The sequence below is a fragment of the Pelagibius sp. genome (assembly GCF_965249265.1).
Classification (GTDB): Bacteria; Pseudomonadota; Alphaproteobacteria; order Kiloniellales; family Kiloniellaceae; genus Pelagibius.
In genome coordinates this window covers 923,413-938,774 of sequence record NZ_OZ252224.1, presented here as the reverse complement: position 1 = coordinate 938,774, position 15,362 = coordinate 923,413, and the positions used below count along the sequence as shown (strand labels likewise).

Sequence of the window (15,362 nt, the reverse complement as noted above, 5' to 3'; positions counted from 1 at the left end):
CCCGAGATACGAAAAACCCCTTCCGGCGTCGGCGGCGAGCCGCAGGGCCGAAAGGGGTTTCTTCGAATTGCCGGGCCCCGCAAGCCGGGACCCATCAACACCGTGGCGGTCTTAGTTGACCACGAAGGCGCTGCGGCGGTTCTGTGCCCAGGCCGAGTCATTGGACCCGAGAACCGCGGGGCGCTCCTCGCCGAAGCTCACCACGCTGAGACGGCCCGGATTGGTGCCGAGGGCGATCAGGTAGTCACGCACGGAGTTCGCCCGCCGCTCACCAAGAGCCAGGTTGTACTCCCGGGTGCCGCGTTCGTCGGCATGACCTTCGACGGTCAGGGTGGCTGCCGGGTTGGAATCCAGCCAGGCGGCCAGCGCCTCGACCGTGCCGCGCTGGTCGGCGCGGATGTTGTATTGGTCGTAGTCGAAGAAGATCCGATCGCCGACCTCGACGGTCAGCTCTTCCTGCGTACCAGCGGCGGGGCCTGGAATGGCGCCGGACTGAGTATCCGAGGAACTCGTCGTGGTGGAGCCGCTGGAGCCGCTGCCCGACGTGGTCGAGGCCTCTTCGGACGGCGTGGAACAAGCTGCAAGCAACATCGCCGCGGCGAAGGTAGTAACAAGGGAAAAGCGCATATTCTGCCCTCTCAAACACATCCCCGGATTTTATGGATTGAGGCTGACCTGCCACCGGTGACTTCACAGGTCATGCCTGCTTGATATGCCCCCCCAACGTCGACGTGTAAACGCCGAAAATGGTTAACGGACTATACCGACGGCCCCCTAGGGAATCAAGGGGGACCAAGCCGGATCAGACCCGTCCAGGGGTGTCACAAGCTCACGTTCATTGAAACCTGTCAGATCAATCGTAAAGATCTTACTAGTGATGCGGCCCTGCGAATCCGCACGGGTCGTTCTGAAGTAGGAAAGCACCCGGCCGTTTGGCGCCCAGGTCGGGGCTTCGACGTTGTAATCACGTACCAACATCCGCTCTCCGCTGCCGTCGGCGCGCATGATTCCGATGTAAAATTCCCCTGCATGCTGGCGGGTGAAAGCGATGAGGTCGCCGCGCGGCGACCAGACCGGGGTATAGTAGCTGCCCTTACCCTGACTGATTCGGCGCACATTACTTCCATCGCTGTTCATCACATAAAGTTGAGCGCGCCCGCCGCGGTCTGAATTAAAGACAATTTGGCTCGAATCGGGGGAATAAGACGGCGAGGTGTCGATCCCCGGATGGTTGGTCAGGCGTTGCTGGCGGCGGGTCCTCAGGTCGATACCATAGACCTCCGTGTTGCCATCCTTGGCCATGGAAAGGATCACGGAGTTGCCCTCGGTCGAGAAACGCGGGGCGAAAGTCATGCCCGGGAACTCGCCGAGCACCTCCTGCTGACCGGTGTCCAGATTGAACAGGTAGACCCGCGGAACTTCGCGCCCGCCGCTTCTCTGGAACGCCAGATAGGTGATCTCCCGCGTCGAGGGCGAGAAGCGCGGGGTCAGGACGGTCTCATTGCCGCTGGTCAGGAAGCGGTGGTTCTCGCCGTCCTGATCCATAATGGCCAGACGCTTGATGCGCCGGTTCTGCGGCCCCTGTTCCGCCACATAAACAATCTGCGTGGTGAAATAGCCGGATTCGCCTGTCAGTCTTTGATAGATCTGATCGGAAATGCGGTGGGCGATGTTGCGCCAGTTGGCCGGTGTGGTCGTGTATTGCAGGCCGGTCATCTGCGCTTCCGAAAACACATCCCAGAGCCGGAACTGAACCCGCATGCGGCCGTCGCCCTGAAGCTGGATGTTGCCTGCCACCAGGGCCTGGGCATTGATCAGCCGCCAGTCGCCGTAGCGCGGACCGCTGCGCAGGCTGCTGGCGTCCTGAATAAAGGCGCCCCTGTCCACCGGGCGGAAAAGCCCGCTGCGCTCCAGATTGGCCGAAACGACGGCGGCAATGTCGTTGCCGAGCTTTTGCTCCTCCGGGATCTCACCGAAAAAGTCAGCGATGGCGATCGGCAGGGGCTCCACGAAGCCACGGGTGATATCCACCTGCAACTGGGCTTGCGCCGGGCCGGCGGGCGCCACCACGGCGGCAGCAAAAGCCATCACCGCGGCAGCAAGAAGGGCGGGAGCCAAGCGGGGGGATTGCCCGGCAAGACGGGATTTGAAGCGCTGCATCGACATCATGGCCCAAACATCTCCCTCGGGTTGAAGGTCAGGTTCATCTGCTTCCATTCGGAATATTGATTGACGGGCAGCTCGAAAGGACTGCACCGCAGTATAGCTCTGACAGCCGCCTCGGCGGCTGTGCGGAAATAGGCATCACGGCCCATGCGGCGGAGGTCGACCACCTTCGGCTGGCCGACCACCCGGCCGTCCGGCGCCAGGTTGACGGTCAGTTCAACGATCAGATCCTCGGCCTGCAGGGCACCGGCATCCGGGCTCCAGCAGCGTTCGACCTGACCGCGGATCGAGTTCTCGAGCTGCACGCGCTGCACTGCCGAGACCCTGGCCTGCGGCGCCGGGGTCGGGGCTTTCGCTGTCTGCTGCTCACGCTTGGGTGCCTGTTCTGCGAGCTTCTCGACATTCTTCAGGATCGAGGTCATCCGGTCTTCCGGCTTGGCCGGCTCCGGCTCCGGTTCCTCGGTCTGCTGGGCAACCTGGATCTCCGGCTTCCGCAGCGGCTTCGGCGGCAGCTTTGCCTCGGGCTCAGGTTCCGGCTCTGGTTCGGGTTCGGGCTCCGGCTCGGGCTCCGGTTCAGGCTCGGGCTCGGGCTCTGGGATCGGCTCAGGTTCCGGCTCAGGTTCCGGCTCTGGGATCGGCTCGGGCTCGGGCTCCGGCGGCGCCGGTGCCTCGGCAACCTCAGGCTCGGGCTCGGCGGCCTCCTCCGGGGCTTGCGGCTCCGGCTCGGGTTCGGGTTCCGGTTCAATCGGTTGTTCGATCTCCACCGCCTCCTCGGGCAGGGCCACCAACTGCACGGGGATCGCTTCGAAGTCCGGCAGCGGCTCGCGAAACACGGGCAGCCCAACCACCAAGGCGACAACCACCGCCAGGTGCAGAAGTGCTGAAAAGAAGGCTGCCTTACCCATGCCTGCGCCGAACCACTGTTGTTCCGGTTGTGATGTCTAAATCCTCGGCCTTCAGTTTTCCTGCTGCGGCTCCGTCTCCGGGGCGGCGCCGCCATCCGCCGGCACTTCGCCACCCTTGGGAAGTTCGGCGATCAGAGCGACGCGCTGAAAGCCCGCCGTGTTCACCGTGCCCATGACCTGCATGATCCGGCCGTAGGCGATGGCCCGGTCACCGCGCACGAAGATGCGGGTGTCCGGCTTGCTCTCGGTAATCGCCCTGAGACGCGGCACCAGTTGGCCGATCTCGACCGGTGAATCCTGGATATAGATCACCCCTTCCGCGTTGATCGAGATGACCAGCGGCTCGTCTGGATCGGCAATCGACTGGGCCTGGGTTTTGGGCAGATCGACGGGAACGCCGACGGTCAAGAGCGGTGCGGTGACCATGAAGACGATGAGCAGCACCAGCATCACGTCGACGAAGGGCGTCACATTGATTTCGCTGAGCGGCGTGTAGCGCGGGCCGCCACGGCCACGCCTTACCTGTATCAGTGTCGCTGCCATGCCCCTAGGCCTTCTCGTCCAGTTTGCGCGACAGGATCGCCCCGAACTCGCCGGCGAAGGCCTCCAGGCGGCCGGCATAGCGGCCCAGGTCGTTGGACAGCTTGTTGTAGCCGATGACGGCGGGGATCGCCGCGACCAGCCCCAGCGCGGTGGCGAAGAGCGCCTCGGCGATACCCGGCGCCACCACCGCAAGGCTGGTGTTCTTGGCAGCGGCGATGGAGGTGAAGGCGTTCATGATGCCCCAGACCGTGCCGAACAGGCCGATGAAGGGCGCCGCCGAGCCGACCGAGGCGAGGAAGGTCATGTGCCGCTCCAGGCGTTCCATTTCCCGGCCCAGGGCGATTTCCATCACCCGCTCGATGCGCTGCTGCAGGCTGGCCTTGATATCGGCCCCGCCGCTGATCCCCCGCGCCGAGGAGCGGCGCCATTCGCGCATCGCCGAGACGAAGACGGAGGCCATCGGGTCGGGGGGACGGTTGTCGAGACGGTCGTAAAGGTCGTCCAGGGAGCCGCCGGACCAGAAGGCTTCCTCGAACTGGCCGGCGCGCTCCTTCAGGCGGCGCATGCGCAGGACCTTCTCGAAAATGATCGCCCAGCTCCAGAACGAGGCCAGGATCAGCATGACCATGACCGCCTGCACGACGATGTCGGCCTCCAGGAAAAGCCCCCAGACCGACAGATTCGGATCGACCGAGCCCTCGAGAACCAGTGAGTTAATAGCGTCTTGTTCCATGGGTTACCCCTGCTCCATAGACTGCAAATACGGCTCCAGGGCGGCGCGAACCGTCTCCGGAATGCGAATCGGTCGGCCATCGTCCCTGACGGAAGCGACCTCTACATCAATACGTGTAAGTTCTTCGTTAGCGCGCCAGATGGTCTGCGCCGCCGTCAGCTTGGCGCCCTTCATGGCGGTGAAGCGGGAGCGCACCTCGACCAGATCGTCCAGGCGCGCCGGGCGCCGGAAATCGACCTTGCAGGAGCGCAGCGCGAAGACCACGCCATAACTTGCCTGCAGTTCGGTCTGCTGGATGCCGGCCAGGCGCAATACCTCGGTACGGGCGCGCTCGGCAAAGTTCAGGTAGCGCGCGTGATAGACGATGCCACCGGCATCGGTGTCCTCGTAAAAGATCCGCAGCGGATAGCGATGCTCGCCGTCCACGATCCTGCCGGACAGAGCGGTCAAGCGGCGCCCTCCCCCGAACCATTACCCGATTCTTCGTCGGCGTTACTGCCGAGCAGATCGAGCTGCTCCAGGCTGCGCGGCACCTCCAGGCCCAGATAGGCAAAGCCGCCGCGCGACAGCACCCGCCCGCGCGGCGTGCGCTGAACCAGGCCCTGTTGAATCAGATAGGGTTCGATCACCTCTTCCAGCACGTCGCGCTGCTCGGAGAGAGCCGCGGCCATGGTCTCAACCCCGACCGGGCCGCCGCCGTAGTTGTCGGCAATACACCGCATATACCGCCGGTCCATGGCATCCAGGCCGCGCTCGTCGACGTCCAGACGCCGCAAGGCGCCGTCGGCCTGGGGCGCGGCGATGACCTCGACGCCGGCCACGGCGGCAAAGTCGCGCACCCGCCGCAGCAGGCGTCCGGCCACCCGGGGCGTGCCCCGCGCCCGGCGTGCAATCTCGGCGGCGCCGTCGTCGGTCAGGTTCATCTTCAGCACCTTCGCGCCGCGGCTGACGATCTGCTGCAGTTCCTCCGGCTCATAGAACTGCAGGCGCAGCGGAATGCCGAAACGCTCGCGCAGCGGCGTGGTGATGAGTCCGGAACGGGTGGTCGCGCCGACCAGGGTGAAGGGCGGCAGATCGATCCTGACCGAGCGCGCCGCCGGCCCTTCGCCGATAATGAGATCGAGATGGAAATCCTCCATCGCCGGATAGAGCACCTCTTCGACCGCCGGCGAGAGGCGGTGGATCTCGTCGATGAAGAGCACGTCGTGGGGCTGCAGGTTGGTGAGGATCGCCGCCAGATCGCCGGCCTTGGCGATCACCGGACCCGAGGTGGCGCGAAAGCCGACCGCCATCTCGCGCGCGACGATCTGCGCCAGGGTCGTCTTGCCGAGCCCCGGAGGGCCGAAAAACAGCACATGGTCCAGCGCATCGCCGCGGGCGCGGGCCGCCTGGACAAAGACCCGAAGATTTTCGCGCACCGCGCGCTGGCCGACGAAATCGTCAAGCTGGGCCGGCCGCAGGCTGAGATCGCCGCCGTCTTCTTCCCGGAAGTTCGGCGTGACGACGCGCTCGTCGTGATCGCTCATTGGGCCAGCTCCTTCAGGCCGGCCCTGATCAGGGCTTCAACCGGGGCTTCGCCGCCCAGGTCGCCCATCGCCTTGGCGACGGCGGAGAACGCCTCGGCCCGGCGATAACCGAGATTGACCAGGGCGGAGACGGCGTCTTCCGAGACGCCGCCGCCGGCACGGCTGCCGCCATTGGCAAGAGCGACCGGCCCCAGCGCAATACCGCCGGCCTTGTCCTTGAGTTCCAAAGCAATGCGCCCGGCGAGCTTGGGGCCGACACCGCTGGCCCGCGCCAGGGCCGCCTTGTCCTGGGCGGCAATCGCCTGCACCAGTTCGGCAGGCGGCAGCACCGAGAGAATGGCCAGCGCCATCTTGGCGCCGACGCCCTGCACCCCGTTCAGCAGCCGGTACCAGTCGCGCTCCGCCTGATCGGCGAAGCCGAAAAGATGGATGTGATCCTCGCGGACGTGGGTTTCGATCCACAGGCTGGCGGCACCACCTGCCGGCGGCAGCAGACCCAGCGTGCGCCCGGAACAGAACACCATGTAGCCGACGCCGCCGACATCAATCAGCACCCAGTCGTCACCGAGGGAATCGATGAGGCCGGTCAGCTTGCCGATCACGCCGGCTCTCCCGAGGCCGCCCGGCGCGCTGCAGCCCCGCCCGCCGAGGCCCGGCCCCGCAAGGGGTCTTCACTGCCTGCCGCCCAGCGCTGCCCGGTGGCGACGTGATGGCTGTGACAGATCGCGACCGCCAGGGCGTCGGCGGCATCCGGGGCGGCAATGGCGCAGCCCGGCAGCAGACGCCCGACCATCATCTCGACCTGCTTCTTGTCGGCATGGCCGGTGCCGACCACCGCCTTTTTCACGATCATCGGCAGGTACTCGGCGACCGTCAGGCCGCTCAGCGCCGGCGTCAAAAGGGCGATGCCCCGCGCCATGCCGAGTTTCAGGGTAGACGAAGGGTTCTTGTTGGCCAGGGTGACCTCAACCGCCGCCGCATCGGGCGTATAGCCCTCGACCACTTCGGCGATCCCGCGGTGCAACTGCAACAGGCGCTCGGCCAGTTCAGCCTTGGCGTCGGAGACCACGACACCGTTGCCAAGATGGCGCAGGTGGTTGCCCTCCGCCTCGATCACCCCCCAACCGGTGTGACGCAAACCAGGATCCAATCCAAGAACTCGCATCGCGATGACTTCGGTTTCCCTCTTCGCAAAGGCCCCGCGCCGGGACCGGATCCATTCGCCTGTCCGCCGGCCTAGGCCGTCAGGCGGGCCATTACGTCTTCACTGATCTCGAAATTCGCGGAAACACGCTGCACGTCGTCGCTCTCGTCCAGCACGTCCAGAAACTTCAACATGGTCTGCGCCTTGTCCTCGTCGATCGCCACCGTGGTCTGGGGCCGCCAGATCAGCTCCGCCTCGCTGGGGTCGCCGAAACGCTCGGTCAGCGCATCGCGCACCGCTGAGAAATCGTCCGGATCACAGGTGATCTCATGGTTTTCAGCCGTCGATTCGACGTCACCGGCCCCCGCCTCGACCGCCGCCTCGAAAACCTCGTCGGAGGAGCCGATGGCGGCCGGATAGGTGACGACGCCGAGACGATCGAACATGAAGGAGACCGAATTGGTTTCCCCCAGGCTGCCGCCATGCTTGCTGAAGGCGGCGCGCACCTCGGATGCCGTGCGGTTGCGGTTGTCGGTCAGGGCCTCGACGATCACCGCGACCCCGCCCGGGCCATAGCCTTCGTAACGGACCTCGTCGTAACTGGTATCGTCCTCGCCGCCGGCGGCCCGCTTGATGGCCCGCTCGATGTTGTCCTTGGGCATGTTCGCCGCCCGCGCCGCTTGGATGGCGCCGCGCAGACGCGGATTCTTGTCCGGTTCGGGCAAGCCCGATTTGGCGGCGACCAGGATTTCCCGGGTCAGCCGCGCGAACTGCTTGGCGCGCTTCTTATCCTGCGCGCCCTTGCGGTACATGATGTTCTTAAATTGTGAATGGCCCGCCATAACTGGACGATCCTATCCTACATAGTGGGACAAAGTCAGTGGAGCCTACCATATTTTGAGGTCACGCGGCGCATTCGACCGCCAGCGTTAACCTTCCAATATGGCGACATTAGGGCGGCTTCTAACAGGTCACGGACTGAACCTAAAGCCCCCCACCGCGCCAAAAACCGCGGAAACGGCGGTCCCGGTTAAGGCCTCGTTAATTTCCATAAGGGACACTCAGGACCTCGCAATCCGCCGGGACAGGACCAGAACCGCCATGTCGACGCCGCTGAATATCATTGATCTCGCCATCACCGAGGACATCTCGGGCGATTCGGCCGAGGTCGCCCGCAGACTCGATAAGGCTGCCGACCTGGTCCAGGACTTCGCCGAACAGAGCGGTTTGGACGCTCTGGACCGCCTGCTGACCATGGCGGAGAAGACCGAAAACGCCGATACGACCCTTGAAATGGTCGAGGAAACGCAGCGGATTTCCGAGGAAGTGACCGAGCAGAGCAGCGTCCTGCACGGCGAGGTCGAGCGCTTCATCTCGGTATCCGCCGAGCGCTGACCGGCCCGACTGACCTCAAGAATCTACTGCCCTCAGGAACCTCTAGTCTTTCAGTCCGGCAGGCTCTCGGCCAGGCGCGGCCCCAGACGCAGCGGCACGATACGCTCGGCAAGGCCGGTTGAATCGCTGGTCTCCACAAAGACACCGCAAAGCGTGCCTTCGCCGGCGGCGACGGAAAGGCGGTCGCCCCGCACTTTTTTCACGAAACGCTCGATCGGCACGGCCTTATCCATGCCGATCACCGAATCGTAGTCCCCGCACATCCCCGCATCGCTCTGATAGGCCGTGCCGCCGGGCAGGATCATGGCATCCGCCGTCGGTACATGGGTATGGGTGCCGACGAACAGCGAGATCCTGCCGTCGAGGAAATGCCCGGCCGCCATCTTCTCGGAGGTCGCCTCGGCATGAAAGTCGACGACCACCGCATCGACCGTCGCGCCCAGGCGATACTGGGCCAACTGGGCCGCCAGGCCGGCGAAGGGATCGTCCAGGTCCTCCATAAAGAGCTGGCCCATGACATTGATCACCAGCACCTTCTTGCCGCGCTGGGTTTCGAAGACACCGGCACCCCGGCCGGGTGTGCCGGCCGGATAGTTGAGCGGACGCAGCAGGCGGCGCTCGTTCGAGATGTAGCCCATCACCTCGCGCTGGTCCCAACTGTGATTGCCGCCGGATATCACGTCGACCCCGGCCTCGAAGAGCTGCTTGCAGATTTTTTCGGTGATGCCGAAACCGGCAGCGGCGTTCTCGCCATTGGCGATCACGAAATCAAGCTTCAGTTGTGAACGCAGGCCCGGCAAACGGGACAGGACGGCATCGCGCCCGGGACGGCCGACGATATCGCCGCAAAAAAGAAGTCTCATATATGCAACCGCAATCCCTTGTCGGACACCCAGCCATCAGCCTCTAGGGGCGGATCACGCCGTTTTCCGTCACCAGCCAGTCGAGCCTCTGGTCATTGCCGTCGCGCGGCACCCGCTCGACCTGCTGGGCTGAAAAGGCAAGGCCGACCGCCAGGGTATCACCCTTGGGGCGCAACTGCGCAAGGCTGCGGTCGTAGAATCCGCCCCCGTAACCCAGGCGATAGCCCTGGGCGTCGAATGCCAGCAGCGGCACCAGCAGGATCAAAGGGGTTCGCAGCGGCTGGGCGGCATCCGGCTCTTCTGTGCCGAAAGCGGCCGGGAAAAGCGGTTCGCCGGGTGCCCAGGCACGAAAAAGCAGCGGCTTTTCGGCGCCCTGCAGGGCCGGCAGCGCAAGAGAACAGCCCAAGGACGCAAGGTTTTGGAGCAGCGGCCGCGGGTCCATCTCGTCCCCCATCGGCCAATAGCCGGCCACGATACTGCCCGGCTCCGGCCTCAGTTCTGCCAGGAAGAGATCGCTGACGGCTTTGGCTGCCATTGGCCCTGCTGCCCGGTCCGCCGCGGCAGCCTGTTTGCGGGTTGCTTTGGCGGCGAGCCGCAGTTCCTGCTTGGCCGCCTGAAGCATCTGGGTCACGAAAACGGCCTCATCCATGGCCTAGCGCCAAGCGGGGGCTCAGCGCCAGGCGGAACGGATTCATGAACGTGGGAAAAAGCATCGGGTGGCGCCGCAAAGGCCGTTGGTAGCATAGGATCCTCTGTGGCCTGCCAAGCAGGTGGGCGCCATATACCAGGACCACGGCCCCGGCAGGGACAGCTCCCTAGAGGTTCGGTATTGGCCCCAGGGATCTCGAAACCTGACGCACCCTGCAGCGCCACCCGACACGATCTCTTTATCTAGGCTTCCTGCAGTCGTGCGGCAATAGCCTCGATCCGCTCGGCGCAGGCTTCCAGGGCTTCGGAAGCCCGGCCCTCGTCACCGCCCGAGCCCGCGTTCCCCGCCCGCCCGGGCATCTGACCGCCGGGTTGTCCACCGGCCTTCAGGCCGTCGATCTGACGGCGGGCGTCGAAGAGTTCATCGGCAATCAACAGACAAGACATGAACAACAGGCGTTGCTCGCCCACCTGACCGATGCTGTTTTCCAGTTCCCCGAGCTTGCGGTCGATGTATTCGGCCAGGGCCCTGAGGTGGGCTTCCTGCCCGTCGTCGCAGGTCACCTGATAGGAGCGATTGTGAACCGAGAGTGAGATCTGAGCCATGCGCGTCAGCCCGCCAGACGCCGCAGCCGCAGGATCGCCGAATCGAGGCGCGCCGAAACGGTGCTGGTGAGTTGTTGCAGGGCCACGTTTTCGCGCTGCGCGGCAGACAAGGCGTCACGCAGAGCCTTGTCATCCTGCCCGCCGCTTGCGCTGGCACGCGCCGAGACGACCTTCTCCAGGTTGTCGATCGCGCGTTGCAGCCTGGTGCTGGCTTCATCCAATCGTGCCATGGGCGTTCCGTTCGGTTCTTTCCGGCAGCCGCAAAGTCCTACAGCAGCTACACTTTCATACCAGTGTCAACATAGGCGCGCGCGCCGTAACCGGTCAACCGGGCACCCCTGATGCGCCCGAAGCCGCTGTCCCCAGGTCCGGCAGCGGAATTCAGCGGGTTATCCACCACATGCCGGTTGACCTTGGCCGGTGGTGTCGGCATGTTGCCGCCCATCCGGTCGCGCAGCTTCTGCGCCGCCATCCTCCGTTCTCCTGCAGGTGAACCCGTTTGATGGACGCCGTCCCGTCGTCTGCCCCGCAAGACAGCAGCAAGCCCCCCATGGATCATCAAGACATGAACCACCGAGATATGGCCAACGCGATCCGTGCACTGGCCATGGACGCGGTCCAAAAGGCGAACTCCGGCCACCCCGGCATGCCCATGGGCATGGCCGACGTGGCCACCGTGCTCTTCACCCGGTTCCTGAAGTTCGATCCGGCCACACCGGACTGGCCCGACCGCGACCGCTTCGTTCTCTCCGCCGGCCACGGCTCCATGCTGCTCTACGCGCTGCTGCATCTGACCGGCTACGAAGACATGACGATGGACGAGCTGCGCAACTTTCGCCAGCTCGGCAGCCGCACCGCGGGCCATCCGGAATACGGTCACGCTGCGGGCATCGAGACCACCACCGGCCCGCTGGGCCAGGGCTTGGCCAATGCCGTCGGCATGGCCCTGGCGGAGCGTCTGCTGAACGCCCGCTTCGGCGACGATCTGGTCGACCACCACACCTATGTGATCGCCGGCGACGGCTGCCTGATGGAGGGCATCAGCCACGAGGCGATTTCCCTGGCCGGCCACCTGAAGCTGAACAAACTGATCGTCCTGTTCGACGACAACGCCATCTGCATCGACGGCAGCACCGATCTCACGGTCTCCGACGACCAGATCAAGCGCTTCGAGGCTTCGGGCTGGGCCGCGACCCGTATCGACGGTCACAACCCCGAAGCCATCGCCGCGGCCATCGCCGCCGCGAAGAAGAGCGACCGGCCAAGCCTGATCGCCTGCAAAACCACCATCGGCTACGGCGCGCCGAACAAGCAGGGCACCGCCGCAACCCACGGCGCGCCCCTTGGCGATGACGAGATCGCCGGTACGCGCGAAGCGCTCGGCTGGCCCCATGCGCCCTTCGAGATTCCCGACACGGTCCTGTCACCCTGGCGCGCCGCCGGCGCGCGCGGTGCCGCCGAGACGGCGGCCTGGCAGGAGCGCCTGAACGACACCCCTGCCGAAAGCCGCAGGGCCTTCAAGCAGCAGATGGCGGGCGAACTGCCGGCCGGCTGGCGCGAAGCGCTGTCGGCCTTCAAGGCCGAGATCGTGGCGGAGTCGCCGACGGTGGCGACCCGTGTTTCTTCCCAGAAGACGCTGGACGTCCTGACCGCCGTGGTGCCGGCGATGATCGGCGGCTCGGCGGACCTGACCGGCTCCAACAACACCAAGAGCAAGAGCCAGGGAGTTGTCTCCGCGGATGACTTCTCCGGTGCCTACCTCCACTACGGCGTGCGCGAACACGGCATGGCCGCGGCGATGAACGGTATCGCCCTGCACGGCGGATTGATCCCCTACGGCGGCACCTTCCTGGTCTTTACCGACTACTGCCGTCCCGCGATCCGTCTCTCGGCGCTGATGAAGCAGCGGGTCATCTATGTGATGACCCACGACTCAATCGGCCTCGGCGAAGACGGCCCGACCCATCAGCCGGTCGAACAGATTGCCGCTCTCAGGGCCATCCCCAACCTGCTGGTGTTCCGCCCCTGCGACACCGTCGAAACGGCGGAGTGCTGGGAACTGGCGATGGACAACCAAGACGCGCCCTCGGTGCTCGCCCTCACCCGCCAGGGGCTGCCGACCCTGCGCAAAGACGGCTCGGAAAATCACTCCGCCTACGGCGCCTACATCATGGTGCCTGCCGACAGCGAGCGTCAGGTGACGCTTCTGGCCTCCGGCTCCGAAGTCCAGATCGCCGTCGATGCCCAGAAGATGCTGAAGGAAGAAGGCATCTCCGCCGCGGTCGTCTCCGTACCCTGCTGGGAGCTGTTCGACCAGCAGCCGCCGCACTATCGCGACGAGGTTCTCGGTCCCGGCACCCTGCACATCGCTATCGAAGCCGCCAGCCCCTTCGGCTGGGAACGCTGGGTCGAATCCGGCGGCGGTTTCATCGGCATGCGGTCCTTCGGTGCCTCGGCGCCGGCCAAGGATCTCTACAAAGACTTTAAGATAACAGCCGAAGCCGTAGTGGAAGCCGTCAAGACACGTTTTTGACCACTCCAAAGCGGAGCGGCCTTCCTATATAGAAGCGCGCAGACGGAGGGCTCAGCCATGACTTCAAAGAAACTCGCCGAAACAGCCAACGCGCTCGTCGCCGACGGTAAGGGTATCCTCGCCGCCGACGAGAGTTCGCCGACCATCAAGAAACGCTTCGACAGCATCAAGCTGGCCTCGACGGAGAAGAACCGCCGCGACTACCGCAACATGCTGTTCACAACGCCCGAGGCGGGCACCTATATCTCCGGTGCCATTCTCTATGACGAGACGATCCGTCAGAAGGCAGCCGACGGAAAGACCCTGGTCTCCAAGCTTAAGGGCGCCGGCATCATCCCCGGCATCAAGGTCGACATGGGCGCCAAGCCGCTGGCCGGCCACCCGGAAGAGACGGTCACCGAGGGGCTGGACGGCCTGCGCGACCGGCTGAAGGAATATGCCAAGCTCGGCGCCCGCTTCACCAAGTGGCGCGGCGTCTACCGCATCGGTGAGACGATCCCGAGCCCGGCTTGCGTTGTCGCCAACGCTCACGCCCTGGCGCGCTATGCCGCCCTGGCCCAGGAAGCCGGCCTGGTGCCGATTGTCGAACCGGAAGTCCTGATGGACGGCGACCACAGCATCGATGTCTGCGAAGAAGTGACCGAGGAGGTCCTGCGCAGCGTCTATGCCGAACTGGCAGGCCAGAACGTCTGGCTGGAAGGCACGCTGCTGAAGCCGAACATGGTGATCTCCGGCCAGGATTGTCCGGAACAGGCCGGCGTCGCCGAGGTCGCCGAGCGCACGGTCCGCTGCCTGAAACGCACGGTCCCCGCGGTGGTGCCCGGGATCGTCTTCCTCTCCGGCGGTCAGGACGATGAACTGGCCACGCAGCACCTCGATGCCATGAACAAGCTCGGCAACCTGCCCTGGAAGCTCAGCTTCTCCTATGGCCGTGCCCTGCAGGCCGCGCCCTTGAAAGCCTGGTCGGGCAAGGCGAAGAATGTTTCAGCCGGTCAGGCGGCCTTTTTCGAACGCGCCAAAGCCAACGGCGAAGCGGCCACCGGCAGCTACGCCTGAAGACCGGCGCCGCGCCATATAACAGACATACCGGTCTTCGCGGGCGAAGACCGGAAACTGCACGAAGGGAGACAGGACGATGGCAGTGAAGGTTGGAATCAACGGCTTTGGCCGGATCGGGCGGCTGGTGTTCCGCGCGGCGATGGAGGCCAAGCGCAAGGATATCCAGTTCGTCGCCATCAACGATCTGGGCACCCCCGCGGCCAATGCCCATCTGCTGAAGTACGATTCCGTACACGGCACCTATCCCGGCAAGGTCGAGGCCATGAAGGATGCCATCAAGGTCGACGGCAAAAAGGTGAAGGTGCTGTCGGAGCGTGATCCGGCCAACCTGCCCTGGGCCAAGCTGGGCGTCGATATCGTGCTGGAATGCACCGGCATCTTCACCAGCAAGGAAGCCGCCGGCAAGCATCTGGCGGCCGGCGCGAAGAAGGTCCTGGTCTCCGCGCCCGCTTCCGGCGCCGACATCACCGTGGTCTACGGCGTCAATCACGACAAGATGCGCAAGAGCCACAAGATCATCTCCAATGCCTCCTGCACCACCAACTGCCTGGTGCCGGTCGCCCATGTGCTGGAACAGACCGTCGGCATCAAGCACGGCTTCATGACCACCGTGCACTCCTTCACCGGCGACCAGCCGAGTGTCGATACCCTGCACAAGGACCTGCGCCGCGCCCGCGCCGCCTCGATGTCCATGATCCCGACCTCGACCGGCGCCGCACGCGCGACCGGTCTGGTGCTGCCGGGCCTCGACGGCAAGCTGGACGGCACGTCGATCCGCGTGCCCACCGCCAATGTCAGCCTGATCGACCTGACCATCGAAGCGAAGAAGAAGACCACGGCGGAAGCAATCAACGCCGCCATGAAAAAAGCCGCCGCGAGCGCCCGCCTGAAGGGCGTGCTGGCGGTCAACGAGGCGCCGCTGGTTTCCAGCGACTTCAATCATTCCAATGCCAGTTCGACCTTCGATGCGACCCAGACCCAGGTGCTCGACGGCACCTGCGTGCGCGTCCTGTCGTGGTACGACAACGAGTGGGGCTTCTCCAACCGCATGAGCGACACCGCGGTTGCCCTCGGGAAGCTCCTCTAGGGGCAAGCTTCTCTGGAGAGAAGCTGATCTGACGACAAAAGCGGGGGCCCTGGCGGCTCCCGTTTTTTTTGACCTGCCGCCCCGCGTCAACGGTGTTTTTGAGGGGCATGGATTCTGCCTACCTCGGGCGCTATCTTCTGCAGCAACACCCCTT

The 15,362-nt window shown here is 64.9% G+C and carries 19 protein-coding genes and 1 other RNA gene; 4 read left to right on the top strand and 16 right to left on the bottom strand.

The window, feature by feature from the left end; genetic code table 11:
- Positions 1-111: 111 nt before the first annotated feature.
- The 10 genes from pal to ACP146_RS04565 form a co-directional block, all read right to left on the bottom strand.
- Entirely contained in the window at positions 112-627 is a 516-nt protein-coding gene (gene pal, locus ACP146_RS04610) for a peptidoglycan-associated lipoprotein Pal (RefSeq protein WP_422365588.1), read from the bottom strand.
- A gap of 147 nt (positions 628-774) precedes the next feature.
- The gene (gene tolB / locus ACP146_RS04605; protein ID WP_425032981.1) at positions 775-2,160 is read right to left on the bottom strand and encodes a Tol-Pal system beta propeller repeat protein TolB; all 1,386 of its coding nucleotides are present in this window, start codon (positions 2,158-2,160) and stop codon (positions 775-777) included.
- A 5-nt stretch (positions 2,161-2,165) separates the two neighbouring features.
- Positions 2,166-3,071, bottom strand: a complete 906-nt coding sequence (locus ACP146_RS04600) for a hypothetical protein (protein WP_422365587.1) — start codon at positions 3,069-3,071, stop codon at positions 2,166-2,168.
- A 51-nt stretch (positions 3,072-3,122) separates the two neighbouring features.
- On the bottom strand, positions 3,123-3,614 hold the full coding sequence (tolR, locus tag ACP146_RS04595; protein ID WP_422365586.1) for a protein TolR: 492 nt from the start codon (positions 3,612-3,614) through the stop codon (positions 3,123-3,125).
- A gap of 4 nt (positions 3,615-3,618) precedes the next feature.
- Entirely contained in the window at positions 3,619-4,347 is a 729-nt protein-coding gene (gene tolQ / locus ACP146_RS04590) for a protein TolQ (RefSeq protein WP_422365585.1), read from the bottom strand.
- 3 nt (positions 4,348-4,350) lie between these two features.
- A complete protein-coding gene (ybgC, locus tag ACP146_RS04585; protein ID WP_422365584.1) occupies positions 4,351-4,797 on the bottom strand; it encodes a tol-pal system-associated acyl-CoA thioesterase in 447 nt (148 codons plus the stop codon).
- A complete protein-coding gene (gene ruvB / locus ACP146_RS04580; protein ID WP_422365583.1) occupies positions 4,794-5,873 on the bottom strand; it encodes a Holliday junction branch migration DNA helicase RuvB in 1,080 nt (359 codons plus the stop codon). The genes ybgC and ruvB overlap by 4 nt, the downstream gene beginning before the upstream one ends.
- On the bottom strand, positions 5,870-6,475 hold the full coding sequence (gene ruvA / locus ACP146_RS04575; RefSeq protein ID WP_422365582.1) for a Holliday junction branch migration protein RuvA: 606 nt from the start codon (positions 6,473-6,475) through the stop codon (positions 5,870-5,872). The genes ruvB and ruvA overlap by 4 nt, the downstream gene beginning before the upstream one ends.
- On the bottom strand, positions 6,472-7,038 hold the full coding sequence (gene ruvC, locus ACP146_RS04570) for a crossover junction endodeoxyribonuclease RuvC (RefSeq protein WP_422365581.1): 567 nt from the start codon (positions 7,036-7,038) through the stop codon (positions 6,472-6,474). Before ruvC ends, ruvA begins: the two co-directional genes overlap by 4 nt.
- 71 nt (positions 7,039-7,109) lie before the next feature.
- Positions 7,110-7,859 carry a YebC/PmpR family DNA-binding transcriptional regulator gene (locus ACP146_RS04565; protein WP_422365580.1) on the bottom strand — a complete coding sequence of 250 codons (750 nt, stop codon included), beginning with the start codon at positions 7,857-7,859 and terminating at the stop codon, positions 7,110-7,112.
- Positions 7,860-8,118: 259 nt separating this feature from the next.
- On the opposite strand from ACP146_RS04565, the gene ACP146_RS04560 reads away from it, so the two are divergent.
- Positions 8,119-8,412: a hypothetical protein gene (locus ACP146_RS04560; protein WP_422365579.1), complete on the top strand. Its 294-nt coding sequence runs from the start codon at positions 8,119-8,121 to the stop codon at positions 8,410-8,412.
- A 50-nt stretch (positions 8,413-8,462) separates the two neighbouring features.
- Here ACP146_RS04560 and ACP146_RS04555 read toward each other — a convergent pair whose 3' ends face one another.
- The 6 genes from ACP146_RS04555 to ACP146_RS04530 all read right to left on the bottom strand — a co-directional run bounded on the left by ACP146_RS04555 (position 8,463) and on the right by ACP146_RS04530 (position 11,001).
- The gene (locus ACP146_RS04555) at positions 8,463-9,275 is read right to left on the bottom strand and encodes a TIGR00282 family metallophosphoesterase (RefSeq protein ID WP_422365578.1); all 813 of its coding nucleotides are present in this window, start codon (positions 9,273-9,275) and stop codon (positions 8,463-8,465) included.
- A gap of 43 nt (positions 9,276-9,318) precedes the next feature.
- Positions 9,319-9,924 (bottom strand): 5-formyltetrahydrofolate cyclo-ligase, encoded by a 606-nt coding sequence (locus tag ACP146_RS04550; protein ID WP_422365577.1) that lies wholly within the window; start codon positions 9,922-9,924, stop codon positions 9,319-9,321.
- 66 nt (positions 9,925-9,990) lie between these two features.
- A non-coding RNA gene (gene ssrS, locus ACP146_RS04545) (6S RNA) lies at positions 9,991-10,148 on the bottom strand.
- Positions 10,149-10,166: 18 nt separating this feature from the next.
- Positions 10,167-10,529, bottom strand: coding sequence for a cell division protein ZapA (locus ACP146_RS04540; protein WP_422365576.1), 363 nt, complete (start codon positions 10,527-10,529; stop codon positions 10,167-10,169).
- 5 nt (positions 10,530-10,534) lie between these two features.
- Positions 10,535-10,759: a hypothetical protein gene (locus tag ACP146_RS04535; protein WP_422365575.1), complete on the bottom strand. Its 225-nt coding sequence runs from the start codon at positions 10,757-10,759 to the stop codon at positions 10,535-10,537.
- Between the two features lie 47 nt (positions 10,760-10,806).
- On the bottom strand, positions 10,807-11,001 hold the full coding sequence (locus tag ACP146_RS04530; protein ID WP_422365574.1) for a hypothetical protein: 195 nt from the start codon (positions 10,999-11,001) through the stop codon (positions 10,807-10,809).
- A 93-nt stretch (positions 11,002-11,094) separates the two neighbouring features.
- On the opposite strand from ACP146_RS04530, the gene tkt reads away from it, so the two are divergent.
- The 3 genes from tkt to gap all read left to right on the top strand — a co-directional run bounded on the left by tkt (position 11,095) and on the right by gap (position 15,208).
- On the top strand, positions 11,095-13,062 hold the full coding sequence (gene tkt / locus ACP146_RS04525; RefSeq protein ID WP_422365573.1) for a transketolase: 1,968 nt from the start codon (positions 11,095-11,097) through the stop codon (positions 13,060-13,062).
- Between the two features lie 57 nt (positions 13,063-13,119).
- Positions 13,120-14,118 (top strand): class I fructose-bisphosphate aldolase, encoded by a 999-nt coding sequence (locus ACP146_RS04520; RefSeq protein ID WP_422365572.1) that lies wholly within the window; start codon positions 13,120-13,122, stop codon positions 14,116-14,118.
- Between the two features lie 79 nt (positions 14,119-14,197).
- Positions 14,198-15,208, top strand: coding sequence for a type I glyceraldehyde-3-phosphate dehydrogenase (gene gap / locus ACP146_RS04515; protein WP_422365571.1), 1,011 nt, complete (start codon positions 14,198-14,200; stop codon positions 15,206-15,208).
- The last annotated feature ends 154 nt before the right edge of the window (positions 15,209-15,362 follow it).

Excerpts from the sequence above, each read along its gene's own strand:
- tolB (WP_425032981.1), bottom strand. The coding sequence starts at position 2,160 with ATGCAGCGCTTCAAATCCCGTCTTGCCGGGCAATCCCCCCGCTTGGCT.
- tkt (WP_422365573.1), top strand. The coding sequence starts at position 11,095 with ATGAACCACCGAGATATGGCCAACGCGATCCGTGCACTGGCCATGGAC.
- gap (WP_422365571.1), top strand. The coding sequence starts at position 14,198 with ATGGCAGTGAAGGTTGGAATCAACGGCTTTGGCCGGATCGGGCGGCTG.
- tolQ (WP_422365585.1), bottom strand. The coding sequence starts at position 4,347 with ATGGAACAAGACGCTATTAACTCACTGGTTCTCGAGGGCTCGGTCGAT.
- ACP146_RS04565 (WP_422365580.1), bottom strand. The coding sequence starts at position 7,859 with ATGGCGGGCCATTCACAATTTAAGAACATCATGTACCGCAAGGGCGCG.
- pal (WP_422365588.1), bottom strand. The coding sequence starts at position 627 with ATGCGCTTTTCCCTTGTTACTACCTTCGCCGCGGCGATGTTGCTTGCA.
- ruvC (WP_422365581.1), bottom strand. The coding sequence starts at position 7,038 with ATGCGAGTTCTTGGATTGGATCCTGGTTTGCGTCACACCGGTTGGGGG.
- ACP146_RS04535 (WP_422365575.1), bottom strand. The coding sequence starts at position 10,759 with ATGGCACGATTGGATGAAGCCAGCACCAGGCTGCAACGCGCGATCGAC.
- ACP146_RS04530 (WP_422365574.1), bottom strand. The coding sequence starts at position 11,001 with ATGGCGGCGCAGAAGCTGCGCGACCGGATGGGCGGCAACATGCCGACA.
- ACP146_RS04550 (WP_422365577.1), bottom strand. The coding sequence starts at position 9,924 with ATGGATGAGGCCGTTTTCGTGACCCAGATGCTTCAGGCGGCCAAGCAG.
- ACP146_RS04520 (WP_422365572.1), top strand. The coding sequence starts at position 13,120 with ATGACTTCAAAGAAACTCGCCGAAACAGCCAACGCGCTCGTCGCCGAC.
- ACP146_RS04540 (WP_422365576.1), bottom strand. The coding sequence starts at position 10,529 with ATGGCTCAGATCTCACTCTCGGTTCACAATCGCTCCTATCAGGTGACC.
- tolR (WP_422365586.1), bottom strand. The coding sequence starts at position 3,614 with ATGGCAGCGACACTGATACAGGTAAGGCGTGGCCGTGGCGGCCCGCGC.
- ACP146_RS04600 (WP_422365587.1), bottom strand. The coding sequence starts at position 3,071 with ATGGGTAAGGCAGCCTTCTTTTCAGCACTTCTGCACCTGGCGGTGGTT.
- ACP146_RS04560 (WP_422365579.1), top strand. The coding sequence starts at position 8,119 with ATGTCGACGCCGCTGAATATCATTGATCTCGCCATCACCGAGGACATC.
- ACP146_RS04555 (WP_422365578.1), bottom strand. The coding sequence starts at position 9,275 with ATGAGACTTCTTTTTTGCGGCGATATCGTCGGCCGTCCCGGGCGCGAT.
- ruvB (WP_422365583.1), bottom strand. The coding sequence starts at position 5,873 with ATGAGCGATCACGACGAGCGCGTCGTCACGCCGAACTTCCGGGAAGAA.